The sequence below is a fragment of the Microbacterium sp. JAI119 genome (assembly GCF_013410135.1).
GTDB lineage: Bacteria > Actinomycetota > Actinomycetes > Actinomycetales > Microbacteriaceae > Microbacterium > Microbacterium oxydans.
This window is the reverse complement of record NZ_JACCCK010000003.1, coordinates 161,612-188,469: the sequence shown is the minus strand read 5'-3', so window position 1 is coordinate 188,469 and position 26,858 is coordinate 161,612. Positions and strand designations below refer to the sequence as shown.

27 protein-coding genes are annotated in these 26,858 nt (G+C 68.9%); 9 read left to right on the top strand and 18 right to left on the bottom strand.

Annotation, left to right across the window (positions count from 1 at the left end; genetic code table 11):
• The first annotated feature begins 27 nt into the window (after positions 1 to 27).
• Together purS and purQ are read left to right on the top strand one after the other, a co-directional pair.
• Positions 28 to 276 (top strand): phosphoribosylformylglycinamidine synthase subunit PurS, encoded by a 249-nt coding sequence (gene purS / locus HDC31_RS15345; RefSeq protein ID WP_017831295.1) that lies wholly within the window; start codon positions 28 to 30, stop codon positions 274 to 276.
• Positions 273 to 980 carry a phosphoribosylformylglycinamidine synthase subunit PurQ gene (gene purQ, locus HDC31_RS15340; RefSeq protein WP_046746816.1) on the top strand — a complete coding sequence of 236 codons (708 nt, stop codon included), beginning with the start codon at positions 273 to 275 and terminating at the stop codon, positions 978 to 980. The genes purS and purQ overlap by 4 nt, the downstream gene beginning before the upstream one ends.
• 57 nt (positions 981 to 1,037) lie before the next feature.
• Here purQ and HDC31_RS15335 read toward each other — a convergent pair whose 3' ends face one another.
• Positions 1,038 to 2,300, bottom strand: a complete 1,263-nt coding sequence (locus HDC31_RS15335) for a hypothetical protein (protein WP_113681445.1) — start codon at positions 2,298 to 2,300, stop codon at positions 1,038 to 1,040.
• Between the two features lie 239 nt (positions 2,301 to 2,539).
• Between HDC31_RS15335 and HDC31_RS15330 the strand changes: the two genes are divergently transcribed.
• The gene (locus tag HDC31_RS15330) at positions 2,540 to 3,433 is read left to right on the top strand and encodes a glucose 1-dehydrogenase (protein WP_113681446.1); all 894 of its coding nucleotides are present in this window, start codon (positions 2,540 to 2,542) and stop codon (positions 3,431 to 3,433) included.
• Between the two features lie 12 nt (positions 3,434 to 3,445).
• Here the strand turns inward: HDC31_RS15330 and HDC31_RS15325 are convergent, their stop codons facing one another.
• The gene (locus HDC31_RS15325; RefSeq protein WP_046746813.1) at positions 3,446 to 3,877 is read right to left on the bottom strand and encodes a DUF1761 domain-containing protein; all 432 of its coding nucleotides are present in this window, start codon (positions 3,875 to 3,877) and stop codon (positions 3,446 to 3,448) included.
• A gap of 226 nt (positions 3,878 to 4,103) precedes the next feature.
• Between HDC31_RS15325 and HDC31_RS15320 the strand changes: the two genes are divergently transcribed.
• Positions 4,104 to 5,774 carry a glycoside hydrolase family 13 protein gene (locus HDC31_RS15320; protein WP_046746812.1) on the top strand — a complete coding sequence of 557 codons (1,671 nt, stop codon included), beginning with the start codon at positions 4,104 to 4,106 and terminating at the stop codon, positions 5,772 to 5,774.
• 81 nt (positions 5,775 to 5,855) lie between these two features.
• Positions 5,856 to 6,863, top strand: a complete 1,008-nt coding sequence (locus HDC31_RS15315; protein WP_113681447.1) for a LacI family DNA-binding transcriptional regulator — start codon at positions 5,856 to 5,858, stop codon at positions 6,861 to 6,863.
• 24 nt (positions 6,864 to 6,887) lie between these two features.
• Here the strand turns inward: HDC31_RS15315 and HDC31_RS15310 are convergent, their stop codons facing one another.
• From HDC31_RS15310 to fdxA, 4 genes are read right to left on the bottom strand one after another with little or no spacing between them, the layout of a single operon-like run.
• Positions 6,888 to 7,517 carry a superoxide dismutase gene (locus HDC31_RS15310; RefSeq protein ID WP_113681448.1) on the bottom strand — a complete coding sequence of 210 codons (630 nt, stop codon included), beginning with the start codon at positions 7,515 to 7,517 and terminating at the stop codon, positions 6,888 to 6,890.
• A 37-nt stretch (positions 7,518 to 7,554) separates the two neighbouring features.
• Entirely contained in the window at positions 7,555 to 8,064 is a 510-nt protein-coding gene (locus HDC31_RS15305) for a flavin reductase family protein (protein WP_046746807.1), read from the bottom strand.
• Positions 8,061 to 9,434, bottom strand: a complete 1,374-nt coding sequence (locus HDC31_RS15300; RefSeq protein WP_113681449.1) for an FAD-dependent oxidoreductase — start codon at positions 9,432 to 9,434, stop codon at positions 8,061 to 8,063. Before HDC31_RS15300 ends, HDC31_RS15305 begins: the two co-directional genes overlap by 4 nt.
• Entirely contained in the window at positions 9,431 to 9,757 is a 327-nt protein-coding gene (fdxA, locus tag HDC31_RS15295) for a ferredoxin (RefSeq protein ID WP_046746806.1), read from the bottom strand. The genes HDC31_RS15300 and fdxA overlap by 4 nt, the downstream gene beginning before the upstream one ends.
• Positions 9,758 to 9,876: 119 nt before the next feature.
• Here fdxA and soxR point away from each other — a divergent pair, with 119 nt between their 5' ends.
• On the top strand, positions 9,877 to 10,326 hold the full coding sequence (soxR, locus tag HDC31_RS15290; protein ID WP_082108542.1) for a redox-sensitive transcriptional activator SoxR: 450 nt from the start codon (positions 9,877 to 9,879) through the stop codon (positions 10,324 to 10,326).
• A gap of 111 nt (positions 10,327 to 10,437) precedes the next feature.
• Here soxR and HDC31_RS15285 read toward each other — a convergent pair whose 3' ends face one another.
• The 6 genes from HDC31_RS15285 to HDC31_RS15260 form a co-directional block, all read right to left on the bottom strand.
• On the bottom strand, positions 10,438 to 12,684 hold the full coding sequence (locus tag HDC31_RS15285; RefSeq protein ID WP_179516305.1) for a glycoside hydrolase family 3 N-terminal domain-containing protein: 2,247 nt from the start codon (positions 12,682 to 12,684) through the stop codon (positions 10,438 to 10,440).
• Positions 12,684 to 13,832: an ABC transporter permease gene (locus tag HDC31_RS15280; protein WP_113681450.1), complete on the bottom strand. Its 1,149-nt coding sequence runs from the start codon at positions 13,830 to 13,832 to the stop codon at positions 12,684 to 12,686. Before HDC31_RS15280 ends, HDC31_RS15285 begins: the two co-directional genes overlap by 1 nt.
• Before the next feature lies 1 nt (position 13,833).
• Positions 13,834 to 14,922 (bottom strand): ABC transporter permease, encoded by a 1,089-nt coding sequence (locus tag HDC31_RS15275; protein WP_046746803.1) that lies wholly within the window; start codon positions 14,920 to 14,922, stop codon positions 13,834 to 13,836.
• A complete protein-coding gene (locus HDC31_RS15270) occupies positions 14,919 to 15,725 on the bottom strand; it encodes an ABC transporter ATP-binding protein (protein ID WP_113681451.1) in 807 nt (268 codons plus the stop codon). The genes HDC31_RS15275 and HDC31_RS15270 overlap by 4 nt, the downstream gene beginning before the upstream one ends.
• Positions 15,722 to 16,546 (bottom strand): ABC transporter ATP-binding protein, encoded by an 825-nt coding sequence (locus HDC31_RS15265; protein ID WP_061015111.1) that lies wholly within the window; start codon positions 16,544 to 16,546, stop codon positions 15,722 to 15,724. The genes HDC31_RS15270 and HDC31_RS15265 overlap by 4 nt, the downstream gene beginning before the upstream one ends.
• Before the next feature lie 106 nt (positions 16,547 to 16,652).
• On the bottom strand, positions 16,653 to 18,314 hold the full coding sequence (locus tag HDC31_RS15260; RefSeq protein WP_113681452.1) for an ABC transporter substrate-binding protein: 1,662 nt from the start codon (positions 18,312 to 18,314) through the stop codon (positions 16,653 to 16,655).
• Between the two features lie 157 nt (positions 18,315 to 18,471).
• Between HDC31_RS15260 and HDC31_RS15255 the strand changes: the two genes are divergently transcribed.
• Together HDC31_RS15255 and HDC31_RS15250 are read left to right on the top strand one after the other, a co-directional pair.
• A complete protein-coding gene (locus HDC31_RS15255; protein ID WP_113681453.1) occupies positions 18,472 to 19,119 on the top strand; it encodes a TetR/AcrR family transcriptional regulator in 648 nt (215 codons plus the stop codon).
• Between the two features lie 131 nt (positions 19,120 to 19,250).
• Positions 19,251 to 20,465: an amidohydrolase gene (locus tag HDC31_RS15250; protein WP_179516304.1), complete on the top strand. Its 1,215-nt coding sequence runs from the start codon at positions 19,251 to 19,253 to the stop codon at positions 20,463 to 20,465.
• An 18-nt stretch (positions 20,466 to 20,483) separates the two neighbouring features.
• Here the strand turns inward: HDC31_RS15250 and HDC31_RS15245 are convergent, their stop codons facing one another.
• The 6 genes from HDC31_RS15245 to HDC31_RS15220 form a co-directional block, all read right to left on the bottom strand.
• Positions 20,484 to 21,062, bottom strand: a complete 579-nt coding sequence (locus HDC31_RS15245) for a PH domain-containing protein (protein ID WP_147251323.1) — start codon at positions 21,060 to 21,062, stop codon at positions 20,484 to 20,486.
• 50 nt (positions 21,063 to 21,112) lie between these two features.
• Complete coding sequence (gene moaA, locus HDC31_RS15240) at positions 21,113 to 22,198, bottom strand: GTP 3',8-cyclase MoaA (protein ID WP_371861872.1); 1,086 nt, start codon at positions 22,196 to 22,198, stop codon at positions 21,113 to 21,115.
• Between the two features lie 121 nt (positions 22,199 to 22,319).
• Positions 22,320 to 23,396, bottom strand: a complete 1,077-nt coding sequence (locus HDC31_RS15235; protein ID WP_179516303.1) for an ABC transporter ATP-binding protein — start codon at positions 23,394 to 23,396, stop codon at positions 22,320 to 22,322.
• Positions 23,393 to 24,181, bottom strand: coding sequence for a molybdate ABC transporter permease subunit (modB, locus tag HDC31_RS15230; RefSeq protein ID WP_179516302.1), 789 nt, complete (start codon positions 24,179 to 24,181; stop codon positions 23,393 to 23,395). Before modB ends, HDC31_RS15235 begins: the two co-directional genes overlap by 4 nt.
• Positions 24,178 to 24,960, bottom strand: coding sequence for a molybdate ABC transporter substrate-binding protein (gene modA, locus HDC31_RS15225; RefSeq protein ID WP_113680650.1), 783 nt, complete (start codon positions 24,958 to 24,960; stop codon positions 24,178 to 24,180). Before modA ends, modB begins: the two co-directional genes overlap by 4 nt.
• Position 24,961: 1 nt before the next feature.
• Positions 24,962 to 25,354 carry a molybdopterin-binding protein gene (locus HDC31_RS15220; protein WP_113680649.1) on the bottom strand — a complete coding sequence of 131 codons (393 nt, stop codon included), beginning with the start codon at positions 25,352 to 25,354 and terminating at the stop codon, positions 24,962 to 24,964.
• A gap of 120 nt (positions 25,355 to 25,474) precedes the next feature.
• Here HDC31_RS15220 and HDC31_RS15215 point away from each other — a divergent pair, with 120 nt between their 5' ends.
• The gene (locus HDC31_RS15215) at positions 25,475 to 26,845 is read left to right on the top strand and encodes a D-alanyl-D-alanine carboxypeptidase family protein (RefSeq protein WP_179516301.1); all 1,371 of its coding nucleotides are present in this window, start codon (positions 25,475 to 25,477) and stop codon (positions 26,843 to 26,845) included.
• Positions 26,846 to 26,858: the final 13 nt, after the last annotated feature.

Below are 26,858 nucleotides of genomic sequence, written 5' to 3'. Positions count from 1 at the left end.
CCTCCGCCCGCGACTCTTGGAGCCGTCATGCCCACCATCGTCGTCGACGTCATGCCCAAGCCCGAACTGCTCGACCCGCAGGGCAAAGCCGTCTCCGGCGCCTTCGCCCGTCTCGGCGTCGAGGGCTTCACCGACGTCCGCATCGGCAAGCGTTTCGAGCTCACCGTCGAGGGCGAGGTCACCGACGAGGTTCTCGCTGAGGCCAAGCGCATCGCCGACGAGGTGCTCTCCAACTCCGTGATCGAGGACGTCGTCGGCATCGAGGTCGCGGAGTGACCGTCCGCATCGGCGTCATCACCTTCCCGGGCTCGCTCGACGACCGCGACGCACAGCGCGCCGTCCGCATCGCCGGCGCCGAGCCCGTCGCCCTGTGGCACGGATCGCATGACCTCGAAGGCGTCGACGCGCTGGTCCTGCCGGGTGGTTTCAGCTACGGCGACTACCTCCGCGCCGGCGCGATCGCCGCGCTCTCGCCGATCATGAGCGAGGTCAAGGATGCTGCGGCCAAGGGCATGCCCGTGCTCGGCATCTGCAACGGCTTCCAGATGCTGGTCGAGGCGCACCTGCTGCCGGGCGGCCTGATCCGCAACAACCACCAGCACTTCGTGCGGCGCGACCAGAAGCTCACGGTCGAGAACTCCGACACCGCGTGGACCAATGCGTTCCGCACCGGTCAGGAGATCGTGATCCCGCTGAAGAACGCCGACGGCGGCTACATCGCCGACGAGCAGACGCTCGATCGCATCGAGGGCGATGGTCTGGTGGCGTTCCGCTACGCCGGGGTCAACCCGAACGGATCACTGCGCGACATCGCCGGCCTCACCAACGCAGCGGGCAACGTCGTCGGCCTGATGCCGCACCCCGAGCACGCCACCGAGGCCGGCTTCGGTCCCGACACCGCGGCCGCGATGCGCAGCGGAGTCGACGGTGTCGACTTCTTCACGAGCGCGATCGCCGCGGTCGCCCGCGTCGCCGCCTAGCCTCCGTACCGCGAATCGGACCGAGTCGACGCCGCCCGCCGGTTCAGGTCGGTCTGTTCAGTCGACCGGAAGGGCGAACGGGTTGTCGCCGACCGCTGCGAGCAGGTACCAGGCGGTCGCGCCGGTGTGCAGGCTGGCGTAGTACAGGTCACCGAAACCGGAGTCGAGGCCGTCGCTCGACGTGGCGACGATCCCCTTGCCATCGCCGTTCGGTGCATCGCGCTGCGCAAGCCGGATACTGCTCAGAAGCGTCTCAGCACGGTCGGCGTCGCCGTCGCCGTCACGCAGCGTGAGTGCGAGCGCGAGGTGTCCACTGCCCTCGAACCACGCCTTGGACGTATCGACCTCACTGATCGACGGCCCCGTGTACGGACCATCTGTTGCCAGCAGGTTGGCGAGCGTCCAGTCGAGCGCCGCACCGTAGCGTGGGTCGCCCGTGGCGAGGGAGCTCCAGGTCTGGGCGTCCAGCGGTATCGGACGGGTGTTGATCGTCGAGCCGTCCAGGCCCGTGCCGGTGTTCACGTGGCCGTCTGCGCTCTGCATGGCGGCGACGAAGTCCGCGGCGACCGCCGCCCGATCCGTCCAGACCCGGGCGCCGGTGAGCTGGCCGAGCTGGGTGAAGAAACCGGCGATGTCGCTGTTGTGCTCGGTGGACTTCCACGTCAGCGAAGTGCCGTCTTCGAGCTGACCGCCGGTGTAGCCGTAGGGCGCCCTGGTCATGTCCGCCGTGTGGTCCTGGATCCATTCACCGATCCGAACCGCGCCGTCGAGATATCGGGAGTCCCCTGTCGCGTGTGCGAGACGGGCGAGGGCCAGCCCGACCCAGGCCTGGTTTCCGGTGAAGGCGCCGGCTCCCGTGATCTCCACCCGCCCCTGACGGATGCCGTGCGGCTCGTACGACGCTCTGGTGCGCCCGTCGCCGATCGGATCGTTCTCCTGCACGAAGAGGAGGGCGTCGCCGATCGCCCGTGCGCGCCGGAGGTCGTCCGGAAAGCCGCGGGCGGTGTAGGCGATGATCACGAGGGCGTCGTCGTAGACGAAGGAGGGCGTGAAATCCCAGGTCGGAGTCGTGAAGAAGCCACCCTCGTAGCTGCGCGGCAGACAGCGGCCATCCCCGTCGCAGAACTCGTCGGTGCGCGCGTCCAGGAACTCGTACGCCAGCGCGACCGAGGCTGCCGGGTCCGCGACCGGGTCCGCCGGGGTATCGGCTCGCGCCGCGAAGGCATCCGACACCGCAGGCGCAGCACCCACGAGCACCGCGCCGACGACGAGCGCGGCGACGGTCACCCAGGGGGCGGATCGGCGGGCAGAACCGGACATCGTGACCTCTCGAAGGCGACAGCCCCCGCGGGCAGGACGCACGGGTGACACGGGGGACGATGCGAAGCCTGTCATGACAGCAGTCGATCGGTGAAGTGCCTTTCGGCCACACTTCGCCACGGGATGACGATGCCCGCCTCCCGTAGCGCACGGGGCATCCCCGTGCAAGGCGTTTGCGCGATCCAGGCGCGGCGCTCAGCATGGTCACCCCGCCCCGAACAGCCTCGAAAGGATCGCCCATGTCCCGCGACCAGTACACCTTCACCGACCCGTCCGCGCTCTACTCCGACATCGAACCGCGGAAGCAGCACATGCCGGAGCCGGGACTCGACGCGGATCTCACTCCGCGCGCCGACCTGGGCGAGGAGTCCTATCGCGGCACCGGGCGCCTGACCGGACGCAAGGCCCTGATCACGGGCGGCGACTCCGGCATCGGCGCTGCCACCGCGATCGCGTTCGCCCGTGAGGGCGCCGATGTCGCGATCTCGTACCTGCCGCAGGAAGAGGACGCGAGCCGGATCGCCGAGATCCTGCGGGAGGCCGGCGCGACGGTCGCCACCATCCCCGGCGACCTGCGCGACCCGGAGTACTGCCGTGCCCTCGTCGCCGAGGCGGTCGAGAAGCTGGGCGGCCTCGACGTCGTCGTCAACAACGGCGGCAAGCAGGTGTATCAGGAGTCGCTGACCGACATCACGGACGAGCAGTTCGACGACATCTTCAAGACCAACGTCTACGCGATGTTCTGGATCACCAAGGCGGCCCTGCCCCATCTCCCCGCGGGCTCGACGATCATCAACACCACGTCGATCCAGGCCTACTCGCCCTCCGGCATCCTGGTGGACTACGCCTCGACGAAGGCCACGATCAACGCCTTCTCGAAGGGCCTCGCGGAACAGCTCGCGCCGAAGGGCATCCGCGTGAACGCCGTGGCACCGGGGCCGATCTGGACGCCCCTGCAGCCCAGCGACGGACAGCCGCAGGACAAGCTCCCCGAGTTCGGGAAGGACACGCCCCTCGGGCGCATGGGACAGCCGGCCGAGCTCGCTCCCGCATACGTGTTCCTCGCCTCGGCGGAGTCGAGCTACGTGGCCGGGGAGACCTTGAACGTGAACGGCGGCATGCCGACCCCGTGACGCTCAGGGCGATCAGGAGGCGAGGGCCGGCGGCCACACGCCGATGAGCAGTGCCATGACCACGACCGTGACCAGCTCATGCGCGATGTTGAGCGTGGTGAGTCGGGTCGATCGCCCCTCGAAAGCGTCATGGGTGATGAAGCGTGCGGCCGTGAACCCGGCCCACAGCGTGACCGCGGTGACGATCGTTCCCCAGAAGAAGGATCCGCCGTAGAAGTGCCAGGCGATCGACGAGGCACCGGCGAGGACCCAGGCCGTGATGAAGCTCACGATGACGGTGGTGACGATGGGCCACACCGCCGTCGCGGCAGGCCGGTCCATGTCGACGTTCGCGAGCTTCGACCAGCGTGTGCCGAACACCTTCGGCGCGTACCAGATCGAGCCGACGACCATGCTCGATGCGGTGGCCAGCAGGACCGCCCAGTAGTTGATCTCGGGAACCATGACAGCCTCCACTCGTCGGATGCCTCACCATACTCCCGGGACGGGCGGAAGTGCGGGTGGCACCTGCATGATCCTGTGACGGATGCATGACTCGGACAGCCGGGACGCTCATGCACGCGGGGAACGGTCATGCAAACGGCCAGGGCGATCCAGGGAAGTCGGGCACGCCGAACCGATTCGATCCCCGCCCTGGCATGAATGTAAGCGTTTGCACTAGCCTGTTCCCATGGCACAGCTTGAGCAGATCGCAGCCCCCGGTTCCGAGTGGTGGCGCAGCGCCGTCATCTACCAGATCTACCCCCGCTCCTTCGCGGACGCCTCGGGCGACGGCATCGGCGACCTGCCGGGCATCACGAGCCGGCTCGATGCCCTGCAGGAGCTCGGCGTCGACGCGATCTGGCTCAGTCCTTTCATGACGAGCCCGCAGCGCGACGCCGGCTACGACGTGGCCGACTACCGCGACGTCGACCCGCTGTTCGGCACGCTGGGCGACTTCGACGACATGCTCGAGGCTGCGCATGCCCGCGGCATCCGCGTGATCGTCGACCTCGTCCCCAACCACTCGTCCGACCAGCACCCCTGGTTCCAGGAGGCACTGAAGGCCGCACCTGGCAGCCCCGAGCGCGCGCGCTACATCTTCCGCGACGGCAAGGGCGAGAACGGCGAGCTCCCGCCGAACAACTGGGAGTCGGTGTTCGGCGGCGGCATGTGGCAGCGCGTGACCGAGGCCGACGGAACCCCCGGCCAGTGGTACCTGCACATCTTCGACGCGACGCAGCCCGACTTCGACTGGAACAACGAGGAGGTGCAGGAGGAGTTCCGCTCTATCCTGCGCTTCTGGCTCGACCGTGGTGTCGACGGCTTCCGTGTGGACGTGGCCCACGGCATGATCAAGACCGAGGGTCTGCCCGACTACACGCCCCCGACCGACGCGGACTCCATGGGCGGCGGCGAGTCGAACGTGCCGTACTGGGGCCAGGACGGCGTGCACGAGATCTACCGCGACTGGCACAAGGTGCTCGCCGAGTACGACGGCGACCGCGCCCTGTGCGGCGAGGCCTGGATGCCCACCCTCAAGCAGACCGCGCTCTGGGTGCGCCCGGACGAGATGCACCAGACCTTCAACTTCCCGTACCTGATGACGGAGTGGGACGCGAAGAAGCTCGGCGACGTGATCCGCGAGTCGCTGGACGCGTTCGGTGAGGTCGGCGCCCCGAGTACGTGGGTGCTGTCGAACCACGATGTGGTGCGCCACGCGACGCGCCTCGCACTCACCTCCGACAACCCCCAGGGCGAGGGCATCGGACCGAACACCCCTGACAAGCCGGACACCGCGACCGGACTGGCTCGCGCTCGCGCTGCGACGACCCTGATGCTGGCTCTGCCCGGTTCCTCCTACCTCTACCAGGGCGAAGAGCTCGGGCTGCCCGAGGCGATGGAGATCCCGGACGAGTACCGTCAGGACCCGACGTGGTTCCGCACGAACGGCGCACGCTACGGACGTGACGGATGCCGCGTGCCGCTGCCCTGGAACGCAGAGGCTCCGGCCTTCGGCTTCAACGACACCGGACTGTCGTGGCTTCCCCAGCCCGCCGACTGGGCGACCTACGCGCGCGACGTCGAAGAGGTCGACCCGGCGTCGACGCTCGCGCTGTACAAGCGCCTGCTGGCCGGACGGCGTGAGCACGGCTTCGGCAGCGGCTCTCTGGTGTGGGAGGACGCCGGTCCCGAGGCGGTCGCGTTCCGCCGTGGTGACGTGCACGTGGTCGCGAACCTCGGTACCGCCCCCGTCGAGCTGCCGGCCGACGCCTTGGTGTTGCTGCAGAGCCAGCCCTTCGAAGGAGCCGCGATCCCGGTCGACACGGCCGTCTGGTACACCACCGCGACCCACGCCTGACACCCTCCGGTCGCGGTTGTCGTCGCCCACGCCCGCGTGAAGCGACACACACCGCGACCGGAGCTTTTCGACAGAGGAACCATGGCCAGCATCGATGAGGTCGCCCGGCTCGCCGGAGTCTCCACCGCGACCGTCTCGCGCGCACTGAGCGGTCGCGGCCACGTGTCCGAATCCGCGAAGGAGAGGGTGCAGGCCGCAGCGCAGACTCTCGGCTACGTGGTGTCGTCCCGTGCGTCGAGCCTGGCATCGGGTCGCACCCGCAACGTCGGAGTCATCGTCCCGTTCCTCGACCGGTGGTTCTTCAGCACGGTGCTCTCCGGCGTCTCGGCCGCGCTGATGCGCGAGGGCTACGACATCACGCTGTACAACATCACCGCCGACAAGGACGTGCGCCGACACGTGTTCGACACCTTCCTGCGACGGCAGCGCGTGGACGCCGTGATCGCGGTGTCGATCGAGCTCGACGAGGACGAGACGCAGTACCTGCTCGACCTCGGACTCCCCGTGATCGCGATCGGCGGTCCGAACCCGAAGCTCGACACCATGACCGTCGATGACGTCGCCGTCGCGCAGTTGGCCACCGAGCACCTGATCAGCCTCGGCCACACCGACATCGCGCACATCGGAGCCAACCCCGAGTTCGACATCGACTTCCACATCCCGACCAACCGTCGTCTGGGCTTCGAGAAGGCACTCGCCACGGCAGGGATCCCCCTGAACCACGCCTTCCTCGAACCAGCCGACTTCACCGTGGAGGGCGGCTACCGGGCGGCGAAGCAGCTGCTCGGCAGGCCGGGCCCCCGCCCGACCGCGGTCTTCGCGGCGTCGGATGAGATGGCCATCGGAGCACTGCTCGCTGCCCGCGACCTCGGCTTCAGCGTGCCGGAGGAGTTGTCGATCGTCGGCATCGACGGCCATGAGCTCGGCGAGTTCTTCCGTCTCACCACCGTCGACCAGTTCCCGCTGGGCCAGGGGGAGCGCGCCGCAGACGCCGTGCTGGCGAAGCTCGCCACCCCCGATGCCGTGCACATCCCGTCTGCACTTCCGTACGAGCTGAACGTGCGCGGGACGACGGCCCGCCTCCTGTAGGTCGAGGCGAGCCGTCGTCACCGATCAGCTCGCGACGATGAGACCCTTCGTCGCCGTGCGAGCAACCTCGAAGCGACGCTGCACATCGGGCCAATTCACGAGGTTCCAGAACGCCTTGACGTAGTCGGCGCGCACGTTGAGGTAGTCGAGGTAGTAGGCGTGCTCCCAGACGTCGAGCTGCAGCAGCGGCGTCACGCCGAGCGGTGCGTTCCCCTGCTGGTCGAAGAGCTGGAAGATCACGGGGCGGGCGCCCACGCTGTCCCAGGCGAGCACGGCCCAGCCCGATCCCTGCACACCGAGCGCGGTCGCGGTGAAGTGCGCCCGGAACGCATCGATCGATCCGAATGCGTCGACGAGCGCGGCCTCGAGCTCGCCCTCCGGAGCGCCGCCGCCCTCGGGCGAGAGGTTCTGCCAGAAGACGGAGTGGTTGATGTGGCCGCCGAGGTTGAACGCGAGGTCCTTCTCGAGCTTGTTGACGTTCGCGAGGTCGCCGGCGCTGCGTGCGGTGGCGAGCTGCTCGAGCGCGGTGTTCGCGCCGGTCACGTACGCCTGGTGGTGCTTGGAGTGGTGCAGCTCCATGATCTTGCCGGAGATGTGCGGCTCGAGCGCGGAGTAGTCGTACGGGAGCTCGGGGAGCGTGTAGAGAGTGGACATTGTGCTTCCTTTCGATGGTGCTATCGGTGGGTGCGGATCAGTGCTCGGGGTCGTGCGGGAGCGAGTGGAATCGGCGGTCGAGGTAGACCAGAGGACGCCCGGACGGACCGGGCAGCACCTCGATGACCTCGGCGATGACCACGGTCGACGACCCCACTGCGACGGTCTCGATGGTGCGACACCGCAGCGCCGCCCTGGCCTCGGGGAGGTGCGGTTCTCCGGTCGGCAGCGTCGCCCACCCCTGCTCGGGGGTGAAGCGCTCGGAGCCGCTGACCGCGAAGCTCTGCGCGAGGTCGGAGTGCTCGTCGTCGATCAGATGCACCACGAAGGTGTCCGCTCCGAGGATCGCTCCCGCGGACCCCGTCGCCCTGGTCACGGAGAACACGATCGCCGCGGGGTCGACCGCCACCGAGGCGACGCTCGACGCCGTGAGGCCGACCGGCCCGTCCGGAGTGCTCGCGGTGATGATCGCGACGCCGGCGGGATGCGTGCGGAACGCGGCCTTGAGCCCTTCGCCGATCGGGGTGGGCACGGGTGTCGCGGTCATCGACCGGCCTCCATCATCTGTTCCTGCTTCGCATGCGTCAGCATCTCCTCGCGCTCGACGATCTTCGTCCGCTCACGGCCACGGGCTGCTCCCGCCCCACGCTCCGCGGCATCGATCCGCAGCCAGCCATCGAGGTCGACCGCGTGCGACAGGTGGGCGATCGGATCATCGTCACGCGCTTCCAGCTCGACCGATCCGAGGTCGTCGACGACGTGGCCGATGGTCTGCGCGGCGTCCGACTTGGTCGAGCCGATGAGTCCGACCGGCCCGCGCTTGATCCAGCCCGTGGCGTACAGCCGGGGGATCGGGACGCCCTCCGCGTCGACGACTCGACCTTCGATGTGCGGCACGACTCCGAGCGTAGTGTCGAACGGCATCCCAGGCACGGGCGTCGATCGGTATCCCACGGCACGGTAGACCGCTCCGACGTCGTAGCGCAGCAGCTCGCCGGTGCCGACCATGCGACCGAGCTCGTCTGACGCGGTTCGCTCCATCTCGATGCCGGTCACGGAGTCGGTCCCCAGCAGCCGCACCGGGCGTTGCCGCAGGTGCAGGTGTATGCGGCGCGAGGCCGTGCGCGTCGCGGGGTCGACGGCGGCCCATTCGGTCATGGTGCGCACGATGATGCGCCGCTGCGAGAACTGCGCGACCATCCGCTCGGCGTGCTCGTCGAGGGCGAGTTCTTCGGGGTCGACGATCACATCGACGTCGTCCTGCTCGGCGAGCTCGCGCAACTCCATGGCCGAGAAGCGCACGTCGGCCGGTCCTCGCCGAGCGAAGAGGTGCACATCGCGCAACGGGCTGGCCGCGAGCTGGTCGAGCACGGCATCAGGGGTGTCGGTGTGGGTCAGCGCCGAGGCGTGCTTGGCCAGGATCCTCGTGACATCCAGCGCCACGTTGCCGGCCCCGAGAACGGCGACCGACTCGGCGGCGAGCGGCCAGGTGCGCGGTGCATCGGGGTGCCCGTCGTACCAGGCGACGAAGTCGGCGGCGCCGAACGAGCCGGGGAGATCTATGCCGGGGATGTCGAGAGCGACGTCGAGGTCGGCACCCGTCGCCACGATCACTCCGTCGTACGCGGCACGCAGCTCGTCGATCTCGACGTCACGGCCGATCTCGACGTTGCACCGCAACCGGATGCGTGGGTTCACGAGCACCTCGTGCAGGGCGTCGGTGATCTTCCGGATGCGGGGATGGTCGGGCGCGACGCCGTAGCGGACGAGACCGTAGGGCGCCGGGAGCTTCTCGAACAGGTCGATCGCTGCGGTGGGGACACGGTCGAGCAGGATGTCGGCGGCGTAGATGCCCGCAGGGCCCGCCCCCACGATGGCGATGCGCGGCTTCACGGCGGGTGATCCGGCGGCGGTCATGCGTGCTCCCCCTGGGGCGCGAGCGCGGCGATGATCGGGTGATCGAACGTCAGCGTGCCCGTCTTCGCGGCACCGCCGGGAGACCCGATCTCGTCGAAGAACTCGACGTTGGCCTTGTAATAGTCCTGCCACTCATCGGGCAGATCGTCTTCGTAGAAGATGGCCTCGACCGGGCACACCGGCTCGCAGGCGCCGCAGTCCACACACTCGTCGGGGTGGATGTAGAGCGAGCGTTCGCCCTCGTAGATGCAGTCGACAGGGCACTCGTCGATGCAGGCCTTGTCCTTCACATCGACGCACGGCAGGGCGATCACATAGGTCATCGCAGGGTCTTCGTTCGGGTCACGCTGTCCTCGTTCGGGTCGATCAGCCCTTGCCGGGCCACATGACTACCGTAAAACCTCAAGTACACTTGAGGTCAAATCGAAGGAAAGGCGGCCGGATGAGTCCGCATGCACCCGACGAACCGCTCACGATCGGCGAGATGACCCGACGCACGGGGGTCGCCGCTTCCGCGCTGCACTTCTACGAGGGCCTCGGCCTCATCGCGTCGACCCGCACGCCGGGCAACCAGCGCCGCTATGCACGGCACATGCTGCGCCGCGTCTCGCTCATCACGGTCGCGAAGCGCCTCGGCATCCCGCTCTCCGACGTGCAGACGGCCTTCGCCGACGTGCCACTGACCGAGACCCCGAGCCACGAGGACTGGCAGCGGGCCTCCCGACGCTGGAAGCGCGAGCTGGAGAAACGCCGCGAAGGCATCGAACGGCTCGAACGCGAACTCACCGGATGCATCGGCTGCGGCTGCCTGTCGATGAAGGCCTGCGGCCTGCTCAACCCCGACGACGCGCTCGGCACTCAGGGCGCCGGCCCGCACCGCCTGCAGGACTGACCCACTCGCCTGCGAACGCCGCGAGACCCACTCCCGCCGCCGAGACCCATCGCCGCATGCGCCGGCGGGAGTGGGTCTGGGCGAGGAGAGTGGGTCTCGACAGGGAGCGGGTCAGCGGACCTCGAAGTCCGCGGAGAGGAGCACCTCGTCGCGGGAGCTCGGGCCCACCAGCAGCTCGAACGTACCGGCCTCGACCAGACGCGTGCCCGCGGCGTCGACGATCGTGCAGTCGGACACCGGCAGCTCCAGGCGCACCCGTACGGACTCCCCCGGGGCGACGTCGACCTGACGGAAGGTCTTGAGCTCCTTGTCGGTCCAGCTCACGCTCGTCACCGAGTCGCGCACGTAGACCTGCACCGTCTCGCGTGCAGGCCGTTCCCCCGTGTTCGACACCGTGACGTGCCCGACGATCGTGTCGGACTCCGCCAGCGAGGTCTCCTCCAGCACGAGGTCGGAGTACTCCACCGTGGTGTACGACAGACCTTCTCCGAACGCCCAGGCGGGCGACTGCGTGAGGTCCGCGTAGCGGTCGCCGTGTTGTCCGCGGATCTGGTTGTAGTACGTCGGCTGCTGGCCTACGTGGCGGGCGAACGAGATCGGCAGGCGCCCAGACGGCTCTGCTGCCCCGGAGATGATGTCAGCCAGCGCGCGCCCACCCTGCATGCCGGGGTTCGCCGCCCAGATCACCGCTGCCGCCTTCGATGCGGACGCCGGGAGCACGAGCGGCTTCGAGGCGAGCAGCACGATCACGACGGGCTTCCCGGTCGCGATGAGCGCATCGATCAAGGCGTTCTGCCCGCCGATGAGCTCGAGGGTCGCAGTGGAGCGGCCCTCGCCGACGAGCTCGATCCGATCGCCCACGACCGCCACGACGACGTCCGAGTCGGATGCGGCCGAGACGGCCTCCGCGATCAGAGCGGCGTCGGGCTCGCAGGCCCTCACCACCGGCGGACGCGGCTGCTTGTCGGGGAAGAACGGACCCTGCGGGTCTTCCTCGAGCGTGAGGATGTCGGCACCGCGGGCGTGGGTGACGCTCCAGCCGTCGATCGTCTGCAGGCCGTCGAGCACGGTCGTGATCATCTCGCGAGGCTGACCGTCGAGCCATCCCGCCTGACCGGAGCCGCCGGCCCAGTCGCCGAGCTGCGTCTGCGCGTCGTCGGCGAGGGGGCCGGTGACCGCGACCTTCAGCGCGGACGCGGGGTCGAGCGGCAGCACGCCGTCGTTCTCGAGCAGCACGAGCGAGCGGCGGGCGACCTCGAGGTTCAGTTCCGCGTGCTCCACGCTGCCCACCACGGTGTCGAGCGCGGTGCTAGGAAGGCGCGGGTTCTCGAAGAGCCCCAGCTCGAACTTCAGCGTCAGGATGCGGGCGGCGGCGGCGTCGAAGGCGTCCTCGGCGAGCATCCCCTTCGCCACGGCATCCAGCGCTCCCTCGAAGAAGCCGGGCGTGGTCATGATCATGTCGTTCCCCGCCCGCACGGCAGCCGCGGCCGCGTGCGTGATGTCGGGCTGGATCCGCTGCTCCCACACCATGCGACCGACGTTGTCCCAGTCGGTGATGAGCGTGCCGGTGTAGCCCCATTCGCCGCGCAGCACGTCGCTGAGCAGCCAGTCGTTGGTGGTGATCGGCACGCCGTCGGTGGTCTGGTAGCCGAGCATGAACGTGCGGCAGCCCTCGCGGGCGACGCGCTCGAACGGCGGCAGGAACCACGAGCGCAGCTTGCGGCGGGAGATGTCGGCCTCGCTCGCGTCGCGCCCGCCCTGGGTCTCGGAGTACCCGGCGAAGTGCTTGGCGGTCGCGAGGATGGCCGTGGGGTCGTCGAGTCCGTCACCCTGATAGCCGCGCACCATGGCCGAAGCCAGTTCGCCGATCAGGAACGGGTCTTCACCGAAGGTCTCGTCGATGCGACCCCAGCGCAGATCGCGGGCGATGCACAGCACGGGCGAGAACGTCCAGTGTATGCCGGTGACCGCGACCTCCTCGGCCGTCGCACGGGCGACGCGTTCGACGAGCGCGGAGTCCCACGACGCGGCCATGCCGAGCTGCGTCGGGTAGATCGTCGCCCCCGGCCAGAACGAGTGCCCGTGGATGCAGTCCTCCCCCACCAGGAGCGGGATGCGGAGCCGGGTCTGCGCCGTGAGCTCGTTCGCTCGCAGGATGCGCTCGGGCGAGGTGTGCAGGATCGAGCCCGCATGGCGCCGCGCGATGTGGTCGTCGATGTCGTCGCGAGCGTCGAGCTGAAGCATCTGCCCGACCTTCTCCTCCAGCGTCATGCGGCTGAGGAGGTCGGCCACGCGCTCGGGGATCGAGAGAGCGGGGTCCTGGTACGGGAGCTGCGTGGTCAGAGTCTGAGAGGTCATCACTTCGTGTTCTGGTTCGTGTTCGGTGTCGGGGTCGTCGAGGCGTCGCCGGGCCCGGAGGGGTCGGACGAGGTCGCCGACGTTACGGGATCGGGAGCCTTCTTCGGCAGGGGCACGCTGCGGACGACGGTGACGGCGTCGTTCACGTTCAGCCCCTTCTTCTTCATCGCCCTGGCCCGCTCGCCCGCCGAGCGCAGTCGCGGGTTCACGTACTCGTCGATGCCGAAGTTGATGAGCGAGAGCGCGACGCCGATGATCGCGATGCAGAGCCCGGCCGGCACGTACCACCACCACAGTCGCGGGAACGCACCGTTCTGCTGCGCCCAGAACAGGATGGTCCCCCAGTTGAGGTTGCTCACCGGGATCACCCCGATGAAGGCCAGCGTCGTGAGACCGAGGATGGCCGCGGTCACGGTCCCGACGAAGCTCGAGGCGATGAGCGCCATGAGGTTCGGGAGCATCTCGACCGTGATGATGCGGCGCAGCGGCTCGCCGTTCGCGCGCGCGGCCTGGATGAAGTCGCGGTTGCGCAGCGACATGGTCTGCGCGCGCAGCACGCGGGCGCCCCACGCCCACCCGGTTATCCCCAGCACCGCGGCGATCACGATCAGCGGCGGGTTCTCGAACTGCGAGGCGATGATGATGATCAACGGGATGCCGGGGATCACCAGGAACACGTTGGTCAGCGCCGACAACGACTCGCTCTTCCAGCCGCGCACGTAGCCGGCGATCACACCGATCGTGATCGCGATGATCGTGGCGATGAAGGCCGCGAGGAATCCGACGACGATCACACCGCGGGTGCCGTAGATGATCTGGCTCAGCACGTCTTCGCCCATGTGCGTCGTGCCCAGCCAGTGCTCCCAGGAGGGCGGCTGACGCAGCGCCGTGCGGTCCTTCTGGGTCGGCCCGTACGGGGCGATCCACGGAGCGAGGATCGCGATGAGCACGAACACCCCGAGGATGATGAGCCCGGCGATCGACTTGGGGTTGCGGAACATCGCGAACGCCTGCGCGAGCTGCGACCAGAACGTCTTGCGCGGCGGCGCTCCCGTCGACGGGGTGCGCAGCGTGGCGGTCTCGGGCATGCCGGAGACGACGGCCGATCCGTCGGGCGCTGTGGTCGCTGCAGTGGTGGGAACGGTCATGTCAGGACTCCATCTGGCGCGTGCGCGGGTCGAGGTAGGCGTAGACGACATCGGCGAGGATGTTGGCCACGAGCACAGACAGCGTGATCACGAGGAACACGCCCTGCATGAGGGCGAAGTCCTTGGCGTTGGTCGCGTCGAGCAGCAGCTTGCCGACACCCGGATAGCTGAACACCATCTCCATCACGATCGTGCCGCCCACGATGAAGCCGATCGACAGCGCGAAGCTCTGGATCTGCGGCAGCACCGCGTTGCGAGCGGCATAACCCCAGAGCACCCGCTTGTTGGGCATACCCTTCGCCTGCGCGACCGTGATGTAGTCGTCGTCGAGCACCGTCAGCATCATGTTGCGCATGCCGAGCACCCATCCGCCGAGCGAGGCGACCACGATGGTCAGCGCCGGGAGCGTGCCGTGCATGATCACCTGGCCGATGAAGTCGAGACTCCATTCCGGCGACTGCCCCTTGTCGTAGGCATGCGATGACGGGAACCACTTCAGGGTCGAGGAGAAGATCGCGATCGCGATGAGTCCGAGCCAGAAGTACGGGATCGTATTGAAGAACGTGGTCACCGGGATGATCGCGTCGAGCCTGCTGCCCCGCTTCCATCCGACGACGGCTCCGAGCAGCGTGCCGATCGCGAAGGAGATGATGGTCGCGATGCCGACCAGCCCGAGCGTCCAGGGCAGGGCGGCGGCGAGCACCTCGGCGACCGGCCGCAGGCCGTGCAGGGTCGAGATGCCGAGGTCGCCGCGCAGCAGCATCCCCCAGTACTCGAGGTACTGCTGCCAGATGGACTTGTCGGTGTCGATGCCGAGCAGCACGCGCAGCGCGTCTGCCGCCTCGGGGCTCACGTTGCGGTTGCGCGCGAGGTACGAGCTGACCGCGTCGCCCTTCATGAGGCGGGGCAGGAAGAAGTTGATCGTGATCGCCGCCCACAGTGTGAACAGGTAGAACGCCGCGCGACCGGCGAAGAAGCGCCACGGCACCGGCCGCCTGGTGCGCTCTGCCGTGGTCGCCGTGGTGCCGACCTCGAGGGCATCGCGGGCGACGAGGTCGTTGTCGTCGAGCTGGGGGAGAGCGGAGCTCACAGCGCGCCTCCGTTCGATGCCGCTGCAGCGAAGTGCTTCTCCGGATCGGGAGAGGCCGCGCGCAGCTCGCGGGTGTACGGATCCTGCGGGTTGAGGATCACATCGTCGGCGGTTCCGTACTCGACCACGCGCCCCTGGTTGAGGACCATGATCTCGTCGCTGAAGTGCCGGGCGGTCGCCAGGTCGTGCGTGATGTAGAGCACACCGAGTCCCTCTTCGCGCTGCAGATCGGCGAGCAGGTTCAGCACGCCGAGCCGGATGGAGACGTCGAGCATCGACACCGGCTCATCGGCGACGAGGAGCGAGGGACGCGAGGCCAGGGCACGGGCGATGGCAACGCGTTGCCGTTGGCCGCCCGACAGCTCGTGGGGGCGGCGGTCGATCACCGCGTCCGCATCGAGGCGCACCCGGTCGAGGAGCCGACGCACCTCGTTCTCGGTCTCCTTCTTCGGCACCACCTCGTCGAGGCGGATCGGACGCTCCAGGTGGTAGCGGATCGAGTGGTACGGGTTGAGCGAGGCGAACGGGTCCTGGAACACCATGCGCAACTGCTGGCGGTACTTCCGCAGGCCCCTGCCGCGGCGCGGGATGGGCTTGCCGTCGAGCAGCACCTCGCCGCTGGTCGGGGTCTCGAGCTGGGTGAGGATCTTCGCGATCGTGGACTTGCCGCTGCCGGACTGGCCGACCAGGCCGATCGTCTGGCCGGACGTCAGGGTGAAGCTCACGTCGTCGAGGGCTTTGATCTGCCCGGCGCCTCGGACGTTGTACGCCTTCGTGACATTGCGGAACTCGAGGGTGGTCATCGCACCAGCACCCCTCTCTCCCCGGTGAGCCGGGGGAACGACGACAACAGGGTCTTCGTGTACTCGTGCTCCGGCTGCGTCCAGATGCGCTCTGCCGTATCGAGCTCGATGATCTCTCCTTCGCGCATGATCGCGATCCGGTCGCTGATCTCCAGCAGAAGCGGAAGGTCGTGGGTGATGAAGATCACCGAGAAGCCGAACTCGTGCCGCAGCTGAGAGATCTGCTTGAGGATCTCCCGCTGCACCAGCACGTCGAGCGCGGTCGTCGGCTCGTCCATGACCATCAGCTGCGGACGGAGCGCCAGGGCCATGGCGATCATGACGCGCTGGCGCATGCCGCCGGAGAGCTCGTGCGGGAAGGAGCGCACACGCTGACGGCCGACCTTGACGATCTCGAGCAGTTCCTCGGCCTCGGCACGCCGCTGCTTGCGGTTCATGTCGGGGCGGTGGATCTCGAACACGTCCTCCAGCTGCGAGCCGATCGTCGCGACGGGGTTGAGGGCGTTCATCGCGCCCTGGAACACCATCGACACCTTGTCCCAGCGGAATCGCTGCATCGCGTCGACGTCCAGAGCGTTGATGTCGATGTCGATGCCGGTCACGTCGTGGAAGGTCACGCTGCCGCCGGTGATGACGGCCGGAGCGCGCAGCAGGCGCTGCACCCCGTAGGCGAGCGTGGTCTTGCCGCATCCGCTCTCCCCGGCGAGGCCCAGGATCTCGCCGCGCTGCAGTTCGAGGGTCACGTTCTTCACCGCCTCGACGGGCGGATCGACGTCGTACACGACGGAGAAGTCGCGCACGGTGAGCAGGGGGTCTGGCATGGGGGTGTCCTTCGTGGGGGCGGGCCCTTCGACAGGCTCAGGGACCCAGATGGGGTGGCTGAGCCTGTCGAAGTCCCGGCTGTGGGTGGCTGAGCCTGTCGAGGTCCTACTCGGCGGGCTTCAGCTTCGTGAGGATCTGCACGATGTTCGGCTGCGTCGGGTCGGCGGACGCGTAGGTGTCGTCCTCCGAAGGCCAGCCGACGTAGTTGCGCGTGTTGAACTCGCCCAGCAGCGGGTGGGCGCCCAGCGGGATGGCCGGCACCTGCTCGGAGAAGATCGTCTGCAGCGTGTCGATGGCGGTGGTGCGCTCCTCGTCGGACGAGGCGTTCGCGTAGGTGTTCAGGGCGGCGGTCGCCTCCGGGTCGTCGAAGCGACCGAAGTTGAAGCCGGCCTTGCCCTCGGGGGAGATCCACCGCGGATCCATGGTCGAGGTGTAGAGGCCGTACGCCGTGCCGCTGTCCTCCAGCCAGTGGATGATCGCAGAGAACGTGCCGTTGTCGCGGGGATCGGCCCAGCCGCCCCAGTCGGGCATGTCGATCTTGACCTCGGCGCCGATGCTGTCCTTCACGTCCTCGGCGATGAGCTCCTGCGCCGTGTTCCAGTCGCTCCAGCCGGACGGGACGGAGAGCGTGAACGAGACGGGCGTGCCTTCGGGGTCGATCAGGGCGTCGTCCTTCCAGGTGTATCCGGCGGTCTCCAGCAGGTCACGCGCCTTCTCGGCGTCGACCTTGTAGTCGAATCCCTCGAACTCCGGCTGGATCTCGTCTTCGAGGATCGACGACAGTCCCGTCACGGACCAGACCGGCTCGCTGGCACCCTCGCGCGCGATGTCGACGTAGGCGTCGCGGTCGATCACCCAGGCGAGCGCCTGACGGAAGGCGGGGTCGTCGAACGGCTTCTGCTGCAGGTTCATGAACAGCGTGGCCGAGCCGGTGGTCGGGGAGGCGAGGAACTTGTTGTGCTCGGGGTCGGCCGAGAGGAACTGCTCCTCGATCTGCGGGATGAACGCCTGCGCCCAGTCGGCGTCGCCGTTCGCGAGGGCCGTGGTGAGGGCGGTGTTGTCACCGTACGAGACGTAGTGCAGCTCGGGCACGGCGAGGTCGCCGCCCCAGTAGTCGTCGCGCGCGTCGAGCGTGACCGACTCGGTCGACCAGTTCGCCATCGCGTAGGGGCCGGTGCCGACGAGGTCGTCGCCCTTGACGGGGTCGGTGGCCGGGTCCTCGAACTTCTCCCAGATGTGCTTGGGGACGATCGGCACGTGCAGCACGCGTGCCTGGTTGACGTACTTGGAGTCGCCGAAGCTCAGCACGACCTTGTCGCCGTCGACCTCGGCGCCCTCGTACTTGAGGCCGGCGGTGTCGAGGGCGGGGATCGAGGCGGTCTCGAACGAGAAGACGATGTCGTCGGCCGTGAACGGCTCGCCGTCGCTCCAGGTGACGTCCGCGCGCGGGACGACCGTGAGCTGCGTGTAGTCGTCGTTCCACTCGAGGCTCTCGGCGAGCCATGGCGTGGTACCGCGATCTCCCGTCTGGTTCACCAGGGCCAGGGTCTCGAACACGACCTTGGCGTAGCCGTACTTCGACGCGGCGGAGTCGCCGACGAACGGGTTGTTCGACTCGGTGGTGATCGCACCGTCGGGCTTCGCGATGGTGAGGGATGCGGATCCGGCGCCGTCGCCGGATCCACCGCCGGCCGAGCAGCCGGCGAGGGCCGACACACCGAGCGCGGTGATCGCGGTCGCGGCGATCAGAGACTTTCTGAGCTTCATTGCTTCTCCTAGGCACGGGTCTTTGTGCTGTGTCGCCGGCGAACGGGGGTCCGCCGGCCGTCGTGATTTGCTTACTGTCGAGAAAGTAAGCTTCCGTGAGGTTACCGAGTAGTAAGTTTGACCGCAAGCACAGTCCGACGATGGAGAGGAGGCCGCGGTGGCAGACAGCGACCAGACAGTGCGCGTGCGCCCGGCGACGCTCGAGAAACGCGAGCAGATCCTCAAGGCCGCGATCGAGATCTTCGGCAACAAGGGCTCGACCAACGGGACCCTGGCGGACGTCGCCGAGCAGGTCGGCATCACGCACGCCGGCGTGCTCCACCACTTCGGCTCGAAGCAGAAGCTCCTACTCGAGGTGCTCGCTTACCGAGACAGGGACGATGTCGCCGGCCTCGCCCAGAAGCACATTCCCGGGGGACCGGAACTGTTCCTGCACCTCGTGCGCACCGCCTTCACGAACGAGAAGCGGCCGGGCATCGTGCAGGCCTACACGGTACTCTCGGCGGAGTCGGTCACCGACGAGCATCCCTCGCGCCCGTTCTTCGAGGAGAGGTACACGACACTGCGCCGCGAGGTCACGGCCGCGTTCCACGAGCTGTGCGCCCAGGAGGGCGTGCGCGACCCCGACTCGGTCGCTGCCGCCTCCGCCGCGATCCTCGCCGTGATGGACGGGCTGCAGCTGCAGTGGCTCCTGCACCCCGGGGCGATCGAACTGGGCGCGACCAGCGAGTTCGCGATCCGGGCGATCGTGAACGCCGTGCTGCACCCCGGCCCAGACCTCACGACCTACACATCCCCCGCCTGATCCCCCCCCTACCCGCGGCACCGAGACCCATGCGCCGCGCCGAAACCCATCGAGCCAGACGCTTGTGACAGTGGGTCTGGGCGGCGACCATGGGTCTCGGCAACGCGGGGCTGCCCGGCTAGGCTCGGGCCATGACGATCGACCTCGAAGCGCTCTACATCGACCTGCACCAGCACCCCGAGCTCTCGTTCCAGGAGACGCGCACCGCCGGCATCGCCGCCCAGCACCTGCGCGACCTCGGCCTCGAGGTCGAAGAGGGTGTCGGCGTCACCGGCGTCGTCGGCGTGCTCCGCAACGGCGAAGGTCCGGTGGTGTGGGTGCGCGCCGACATGGACGCGCTCCCCGTCGAGGAGCAGACCGGCCTGTCTTACGCCAGCACAGCGAAGGGCGTCGACCCCGCGGGGACGACCGTTCCCGTCATGCACGCCTGCGGCCACGACATGCACGTCACCGCCATGATCGGCGCGGTCGAGAGGCTCGTCGCCGAGCGGTCCGACTGGTCGGGAACCCTCGTCGTGCTGATCCAGCCCGCCGAGGAGTACGGCGCCGGGGCGCGCGCGATGCTCGACGACGGGATCCTCGACCGCTACCCGAAACCCGATGTCGTGCTCGGCCAGCACGTCACGCCGCTCCCCGCAGGCGTGATCGGCGTGCGCAGCGGTACGCAGATGGCCGCCTCCGACGGACTCACCGTCACCCTGCACGGCCGCGGCGGCCACGGCTCGCGCCCGCACGCGACGATCGATCCCGTCGTGATGGCGGCGGCCACCGTGATGCGCCTGCAGACCATCGCGTCGCGGGAGATCGATCCGCAGGGGGTCGCTGTCGTGACCGTGGGATCGATCCACGCGGGCTTCAAGAACAACATCATCCCGGCCGAGGCGAAGCTCGAGCTCAGCCTGCGCTACCCGGACGAGGGGACGCGCGACAAGGTGCTCGCGAGCGTCGAGCGCATCGTGCGGGCCGAGGCCACAGCCTCCGGGGCCGAGCGCGAGCCCGAGATCCGCACCGACCACACGCTGCCAGCCACCATCAACGACGAAGAAGCCACCGCGCGCGTCTCCGCAGCCCTGCAGCGCGCCCTGGGCGAGGCAGCCGTGATCGATCCCGGGATGTTCACCGGCAGCGAGGACGTGTCATGGTTCGCCCGCGATGCCGGAGCACCCCTCGTGTTCTGGTTCTGGGGCGGTATCGACCCCGCCCGGTTCGCCGAGGCCGTCGCTGCGGGACGCCTGGGCGAGGACATCCCGACGAATCACTCGCCGTTCTTCGCACCGGAGATCCACCCGACGATCGAGGTCGGCGTCACCGCGCTGTCGGCCGCGGCCCGGGAGTTCCTCGCCTAAGGATCGGAACGATCTGGTTCACGTGACTGCTCGCTGCTCCCGCAGGAAGACGTGCAGGTCGAGTGCGTTTCGCTTGCTCCGTTGCTCGATGAGGAGATGACGTCGCAGGAGGTTTGTCACACCGACGGGAATCGGGTCCATCGCATTGGTCCGCTTGACGTCTTGCGAGCCGAAGCCGGCCAGGAGCGTCACCGACCTGCCGTCGATGTCCCTCACCTCGATCCGCGCGTAGTCGGTGTCGAGGCGGATCAGTACTCGAGAGATCGACTCCCAGGGGAACGATCGCTCCGACCCGGCTCCGACGATTCGTAGCCCCTCGTCGTCCCACTCGATGACGTAGCGCTTCCTCCGCCAGGCGAAGATCCACAGCAGGGCGAGCACGATGACGATCCCCAGGCCGCCGGCGACCAGGACGACACCGGATCGGCCGAACATGACGTCGGTCTCCAGCGAGATGGCGATCAACGCCGCCGCGGCACCGCCTCCTCCCACGATGATGCAGCCGACGATGATCGCGACGAGCTGGATCATGGAGACTCGTGTCGCCCGGATCGTCAACCGGTACCCGTCGGTCCCCGGCCGGATCGTCTCCCACATCCGTTCACCCCTACATATCGAGAGAGCGTCTTCAGCTCGCTCTTCTTCGCTCAGCCGCCGATCGCGTTCATGCCGCGCGCGGGCTGCAGGAACGAGGGGTCGTCGATCGCGTGCCCCGGCAGCTTGCCATGCACGCACGAACGCAGCAGTGCGGCGATCTCGTCCGCGCGTTGCCCCGGCGCGGAGGCCGACTCTCCGCGCAGCAGCCCGGTCAGGTCGTACTCGGCGAGCGAGAACAGGCAGTTGCGCAGTTGCCCGTCGGCGGTCAGCCGCAGACGATCGCAGGCGCCGCAGAACGGGGCGGTGACCGAGGCGATCACGCCGACCTCGTGCGGCCCGCCGTCGATCCGCCACTTCTCGGCGGGAGCGCCACCGCGGCCCTCGACCGGCTCGAGGTGCCAGCGTTCTCCCAGCGAGGCGAGGATCTCCTCGCGCGTGACCATCGAGGCGCGGTCCCAGGTGTGCCCGGCGTCCAGCGGCATCTGCTCGATGAATCGGAGCTGAGCGCCCACGCCCATCGCGAACTCCACGAGATCGACCAGCTCGTCGTCGTTCACGCCGCGCATGGCGACCGCGTTCAGCTTGAGGGGACGGAGGGACGAGGCCGCAGCCGCCTCGATACCCGCGAACACGTCGTCGAGGCGGTCGCGGCGGGTGAGGTCGGCGAAGCGCTGGCGGTCGACCGTGTCGATGCTGATGTTGAGGCGCGTGAGTCCGGCATCGATCAGGGCCGGGAGCTTCTGGGCGAGGCTGATGCCGTTGGTGGTCATCGCCACCTCGACAGGGCCCTCCTCCCCCTCGATGCGGGCGATGCGCCGCACGACGTCGACGATGTCGGTGCGCAGCAGCGGTTCGCCGCCGGTGAGACGGAAGGTGCGGATGCCGAGAGCTGCGGCGACCTCCGCCACCTCGACGATCTCGTCGGTGGAGAGGATGCTCGTGCGGGCGAGCCACTCGTTGCCCTGCTCGGGCATGCAGTACGTGCAGCGCAGCGAACAGCGATCGGTGAGGGAGATGCGCAGATCGCGATGCACACGGCCATGCGTGTCGACGAGACCTCCCGTGAGGCCGGCGGCATGCGATGCGGGCTCGGTGCGCGGCGCGCGCATGCCGATGACCACCGGCACGGCCGTCACGGTGCTCCCCCGCTCCCCGTCATGTTCCGAGACTAACCCCCGGAGCAGCGCGCGGGGGCGGCTCGGCGGCGACGACCGGCACATTGTCAGTGTTCCGCCCACGACCGCCCGGGGCGACGACTCAGCGCAGGGGAACGAACCGCACATGCTCCGGCTCGATCCGCAGCTGGACGGTCTCGCCGACGAGCAGTCCGGCGGCATCGGAGACAGAGAGGTCGACGACGCACGACCCAGTCTGCAGCCGGACGCCGGTGACCGTGGGTTCGAGCCGGTCGACCTCGGCGATCCATCCACCGCCGTCCGAGCCGTCGACCAACCGCACGTGCTCGGGGCGGAACACGGCGATCAGCGGCGTTCCATCGTCCTCGGCGAGCGCGCGCGAAGCGGGATCCGCGCTGGTCAGCCGCACCTCACCACCCCGCCACGCGCCCCCACTCGCGACGCCGACCAGGCGATTGACGCCGGCGATCGAGGCGACGAAGCCCGACGCGGGTGCCGACAGCACGTCGCGGACCGGCCCGCTCTGTGTGACCCGCCCCGACTCGACGACCAGGAGGCGCTCGGCCAACGCGACCGCATCAGCGGCATCGTGGGTGACCGCGATCGTGGTGACCCCGGCGAGCTGGTCGCGCAGCATCTGTCGGATCTCGCCCGCCGTCACCGGGTCGAGCGCCACCAGCGGTTCGTCGAGCAGCACCGCGCGCGGAGAGGCGGCGAGCGCCCTGGCGACGGCCACGCGCTGTCCTTCACCACCCGAGAGCTCACGCGGCATCCGGTCCCCGGATCCGGCGAGCCCGACGCGTGCGAGCCACTCATCGGCAGAGTCTCGCGCGGCACGGGCGTCCGTGCCTGCCGCCCGAGGGCCGAAGGCGACGTTCTCGCGGACGGACAGGTGCGGGAACAGACGCGCATCCTGGCCGAGCAGCACCACGCCGCGGTTCATCGGCGGCGTCCGCACCCGTGGTGAGGCGACGCGGTCGACGACCCGGCCGGCGACCTCGATCTCTCCCGCGCTCAGCGGCTCGAGGCCCGCGAGTGCCTGCAGCAGGGTCGATTTGCCCGCGCCGCTGGGCCCCATGATGGCCATGGTCTCCCCCACCGCCACCTGCAGAGCGACGTCGACGGCGAAGTGCTCGCGATCGACCACGATGTGTGCGCGCAGCCCCGGTGCCTCGGCCCGGGTCTCCCTTCCCGTCATCGTGCGGCCCCCGGTCGCCAGCCGCGCACGAGAAGCAGCACGACGATGGCGGTCGCGAGCAGCAACAGGGCGAGCGCGACCGCCGTGCCCTGCGAGACTCCCGCACCGTTGAACGCGGTGTAGATCGCGAGCGGCATCGTCTGGGTGACTCCCGGTCGATTGCCTGCGAACAGCGCCGTCGCACCGAATTCCCCGATCGCCCGCGCGAAGCACAGCACGACGCCTGCCACGATCCCGGGTGCCGCGAGAGGCAGGGTGATGCGGCGCAGGATCGTCCACCGTCCGGCTCCGAGGGCCGCGGCCGTGCGCTCGTGGTCCACGCCCGACGTGCGCACGGCACCCTCGACGGCCAGGACCAGGAAGGGCAGCGCGACGAAGGTCTGCGCCAGCACCACGGCGGGCGTGCTGAAGGAGAGGCCGAGCCCGCCGAACCACCCCGCACGTCCGAACAGGTACAGCAGCGCGACGCCGCCCACCATCGGCGGCAGCACCAGCGGCACCGTGACGACGGCGCGGAGCACGGCGGCGAGCCGGGGGCCGGAACGGGCGATGTACAGCGCGAGCGGAACGCCGACGACGATGCAGAGCAGCGTGGCGACGAGACCGGTGCCGAGCGAGAGGAGGAGAGCAGAGAGGGCTGCCTGCGACGTCACATCGGCCAGGAACGTCGACCACTGCACACGCGCGACGAGAGCGATCAACGGCAGGATCAGGAAGGCCAGACCGATCGCAGCGGGGATGGCGAGCGCCCGCGGAGCGTACCCTCGACCCCCTGCTGCACTCATGGGGCTCCGAAGCCGAAGTCCGCCAGGATCCTCTGTCCGGCGTCCGACAGCACGAACGCCACGAACGCATCAGCCGCCTCGGCGTTCGGCGCGTCCGAGAGCGCGGCGATCGGGTAATGGTTGACGACTTCGTCCGCACCATCGGGCACGACTGCCTCGACATCGGAACGCCCGATCACGTCAGTGGCGTACACGAGTCCGGCATCGGCCTCGGACGCGGCGACCTTCGTGAGCACCGCCGTCACGTTCTGCTCGAGGCTGGACGCATCTACCGTCACATCCGCGGCGGCGAGCAGCTTCGCGGAAGCGGCACCGCACGGCACCTCCGGTGCACACAGCACCGTGGTCACGTCGGCCAGATCGGCGAGCGTCTCGACGCCGCCCGGGTTCCCGGAAGGCACCGCGATGACGAGGGTGTTGGAGGCGAACAGCGTCGGATCCGCGGTGACGTCGGCGGCCTTGTCCATGTTCGCCTCGTCGGCCGAGGCGAACACATCGGCCGGTGCGCCTTCGAGGATCTGCGTGACCAGTGTGGATGAGCCGTCGTACACCGGGCTGAACCGCACCTCCGGATTCTCGGCGACGAACGCCTCGCCGATGGCATCGAAGGCGCCGCTGAGCGATGCGGCGGCGTAGACCGTGAGGTCTCCACTCAGGCTGCTCTGCTCGGTGGTGGCCGATGGCGACGGCGTGCTCCCTGCCGTGCTCGCACAGCCGCCCAGGGCGAGGACGGCGGCGGCGAGGACGAGGACGGTGGAGCGGCGGAGCGTGCGGTTCATGTCAGTCTTTCGGGACCTCGACGACGACCTGCGTCGCCTTGACGGATGCGGTGGCGAGTGAGCCCACCTCGAGCTGCAGATCGCGGGCCGCCTCGGCGGACATGAGCGAAACGACGCGATGCGGCCCTGACTGGATGTCGACCTGCGCCATCAGCCCGTCGATCTGCACGCGCGTCACGATGCCGAGGAAACGATTGCGGGCGCTGGAGAGCACGGTCCCGGCATCCGTCTCCTCCGCGGCGAGCGCCTCGGCCCGTGCCGCGAGCGCGTCACCGGGGATCTCCGCCGGCGCCGCATCGGTGACCGGCAGCAATCCCTGCTCGATCCAGCGACGGACGGTGTCGTCGCTGACGCCGAGCAGTTGCGCGGCCCGGGCGATCCGATAGGTCTGCATGACAGGAATCTACCGCACGAGCGGAGAGATCAGGTCGATAGTTCCGATTCTGCGACACTCCGTCGTGTCCCCCGAATGGCCGATACCGCGCGGGCGGGTTCTCCGCCATGATGGCTCTCGATGACGGCGCCGAATCAACCACAGGACGGGCTGTCCGACTTCGCGGAGCTGATGGCCCGCGAACAGGAGTTCTCCACCCCTGACCGGATCCCCCCGGAGGTACGCAGACGGCGACGGCGCCGCGGCCTCGTCGCCACCGCCATCGTCGTCGTGCTGCTGCTTGCCGCGGCGGGCGGCTACGTCGGGTGGGCACTCACCGCTCCCGTGAGTCCGCCGGCGGTGTCGACGCAGATGCCGCAGGTCCCGGCAGCCGCTCCGGCATCGATCACCACGCCCCCGGCGGATGCCTCGGCGCTCAGCGTGGCGGGCGCTGACGTCTATCTCGGCGAAACGGCGAACGGCGTCTGGTCGTCGAGCGGCACGGGCGAGCCCCTGCCCATCGCGAGCATCACCAAGCTCATCACCGCCCTGGTCATCCTCGATGCCTCCCCGCTCGCCTCCGCCGACGACCCGGGTCCCACCATCACTTTCAGCAAGGCTGATCACGACCTCTACGACCGTTACTACGTCCTCGGGGCGACGATCGCACCCATGCCCACCGGCACCTCGATGTCGCTGCGCGATGCCCTGGCCGCCATGCTCATCCCCTCGGCCAGCAACTACGCCGATGCACTGTCCTCCCGGATCTTCGGGTCGCAGAACGCGTTCCTCGGCGCCACGCGAAACTGGCTCGCCGCCCACGGACTGACCGGCACGACGATCACCGAGCCCACGGGCATCAGTCCCCGCAACACCAGCACACCCACCGATCTCCTCGCGATCGGCAAACTCGCCGCGGCGAACCCCGTCATCGCCCAGATCGTGGCGACTCCGTCGATCACGCTTCCCGGCGCCGGCCTGCTCCACAACACCAACGGCCTCCTCGGGACGACGGGGATCACGGGATTGAAGACGGGCACGTTGGGCGAGGGCACCTACAGCCTGCTGTACACCGCGAGTCTGGCCGTCGGCACGGCCGAGCCGCTCGCGGTGACCGGGGTCGTACTCGGGGGAGCGTCGCGCGAGTCGGTCAACGCCGGTGTGCTCGCGGTGCTCGACAGCATCCGCGCCGGGTTCCACCAGATGCCGGTCGCGTCGGCAGGGCAGAAGGTGGGCACGATCACGACACCCTGGGGAGACAGTGCCCAGCTGCTCATCGACGAGGACGCGACGATCTTCACCTGGTCGGACACACCGGTCGTCGTGACGATGGACATCAAGACCCCGCCGACCTATCGCGACGGCACGGAGGTGGGAACCGTCACCTGGACCGCCGGCCCGAACACCGTCACCGCTGCAGTCACGATCTCGGGCACCATCGACCAGCCGACGAAGTGGTGGCGGCTGACGCATCCCTCCGAGCTCGGTGCGATGACGGAGACCGAGGGCTGAAGACACAGTCGGC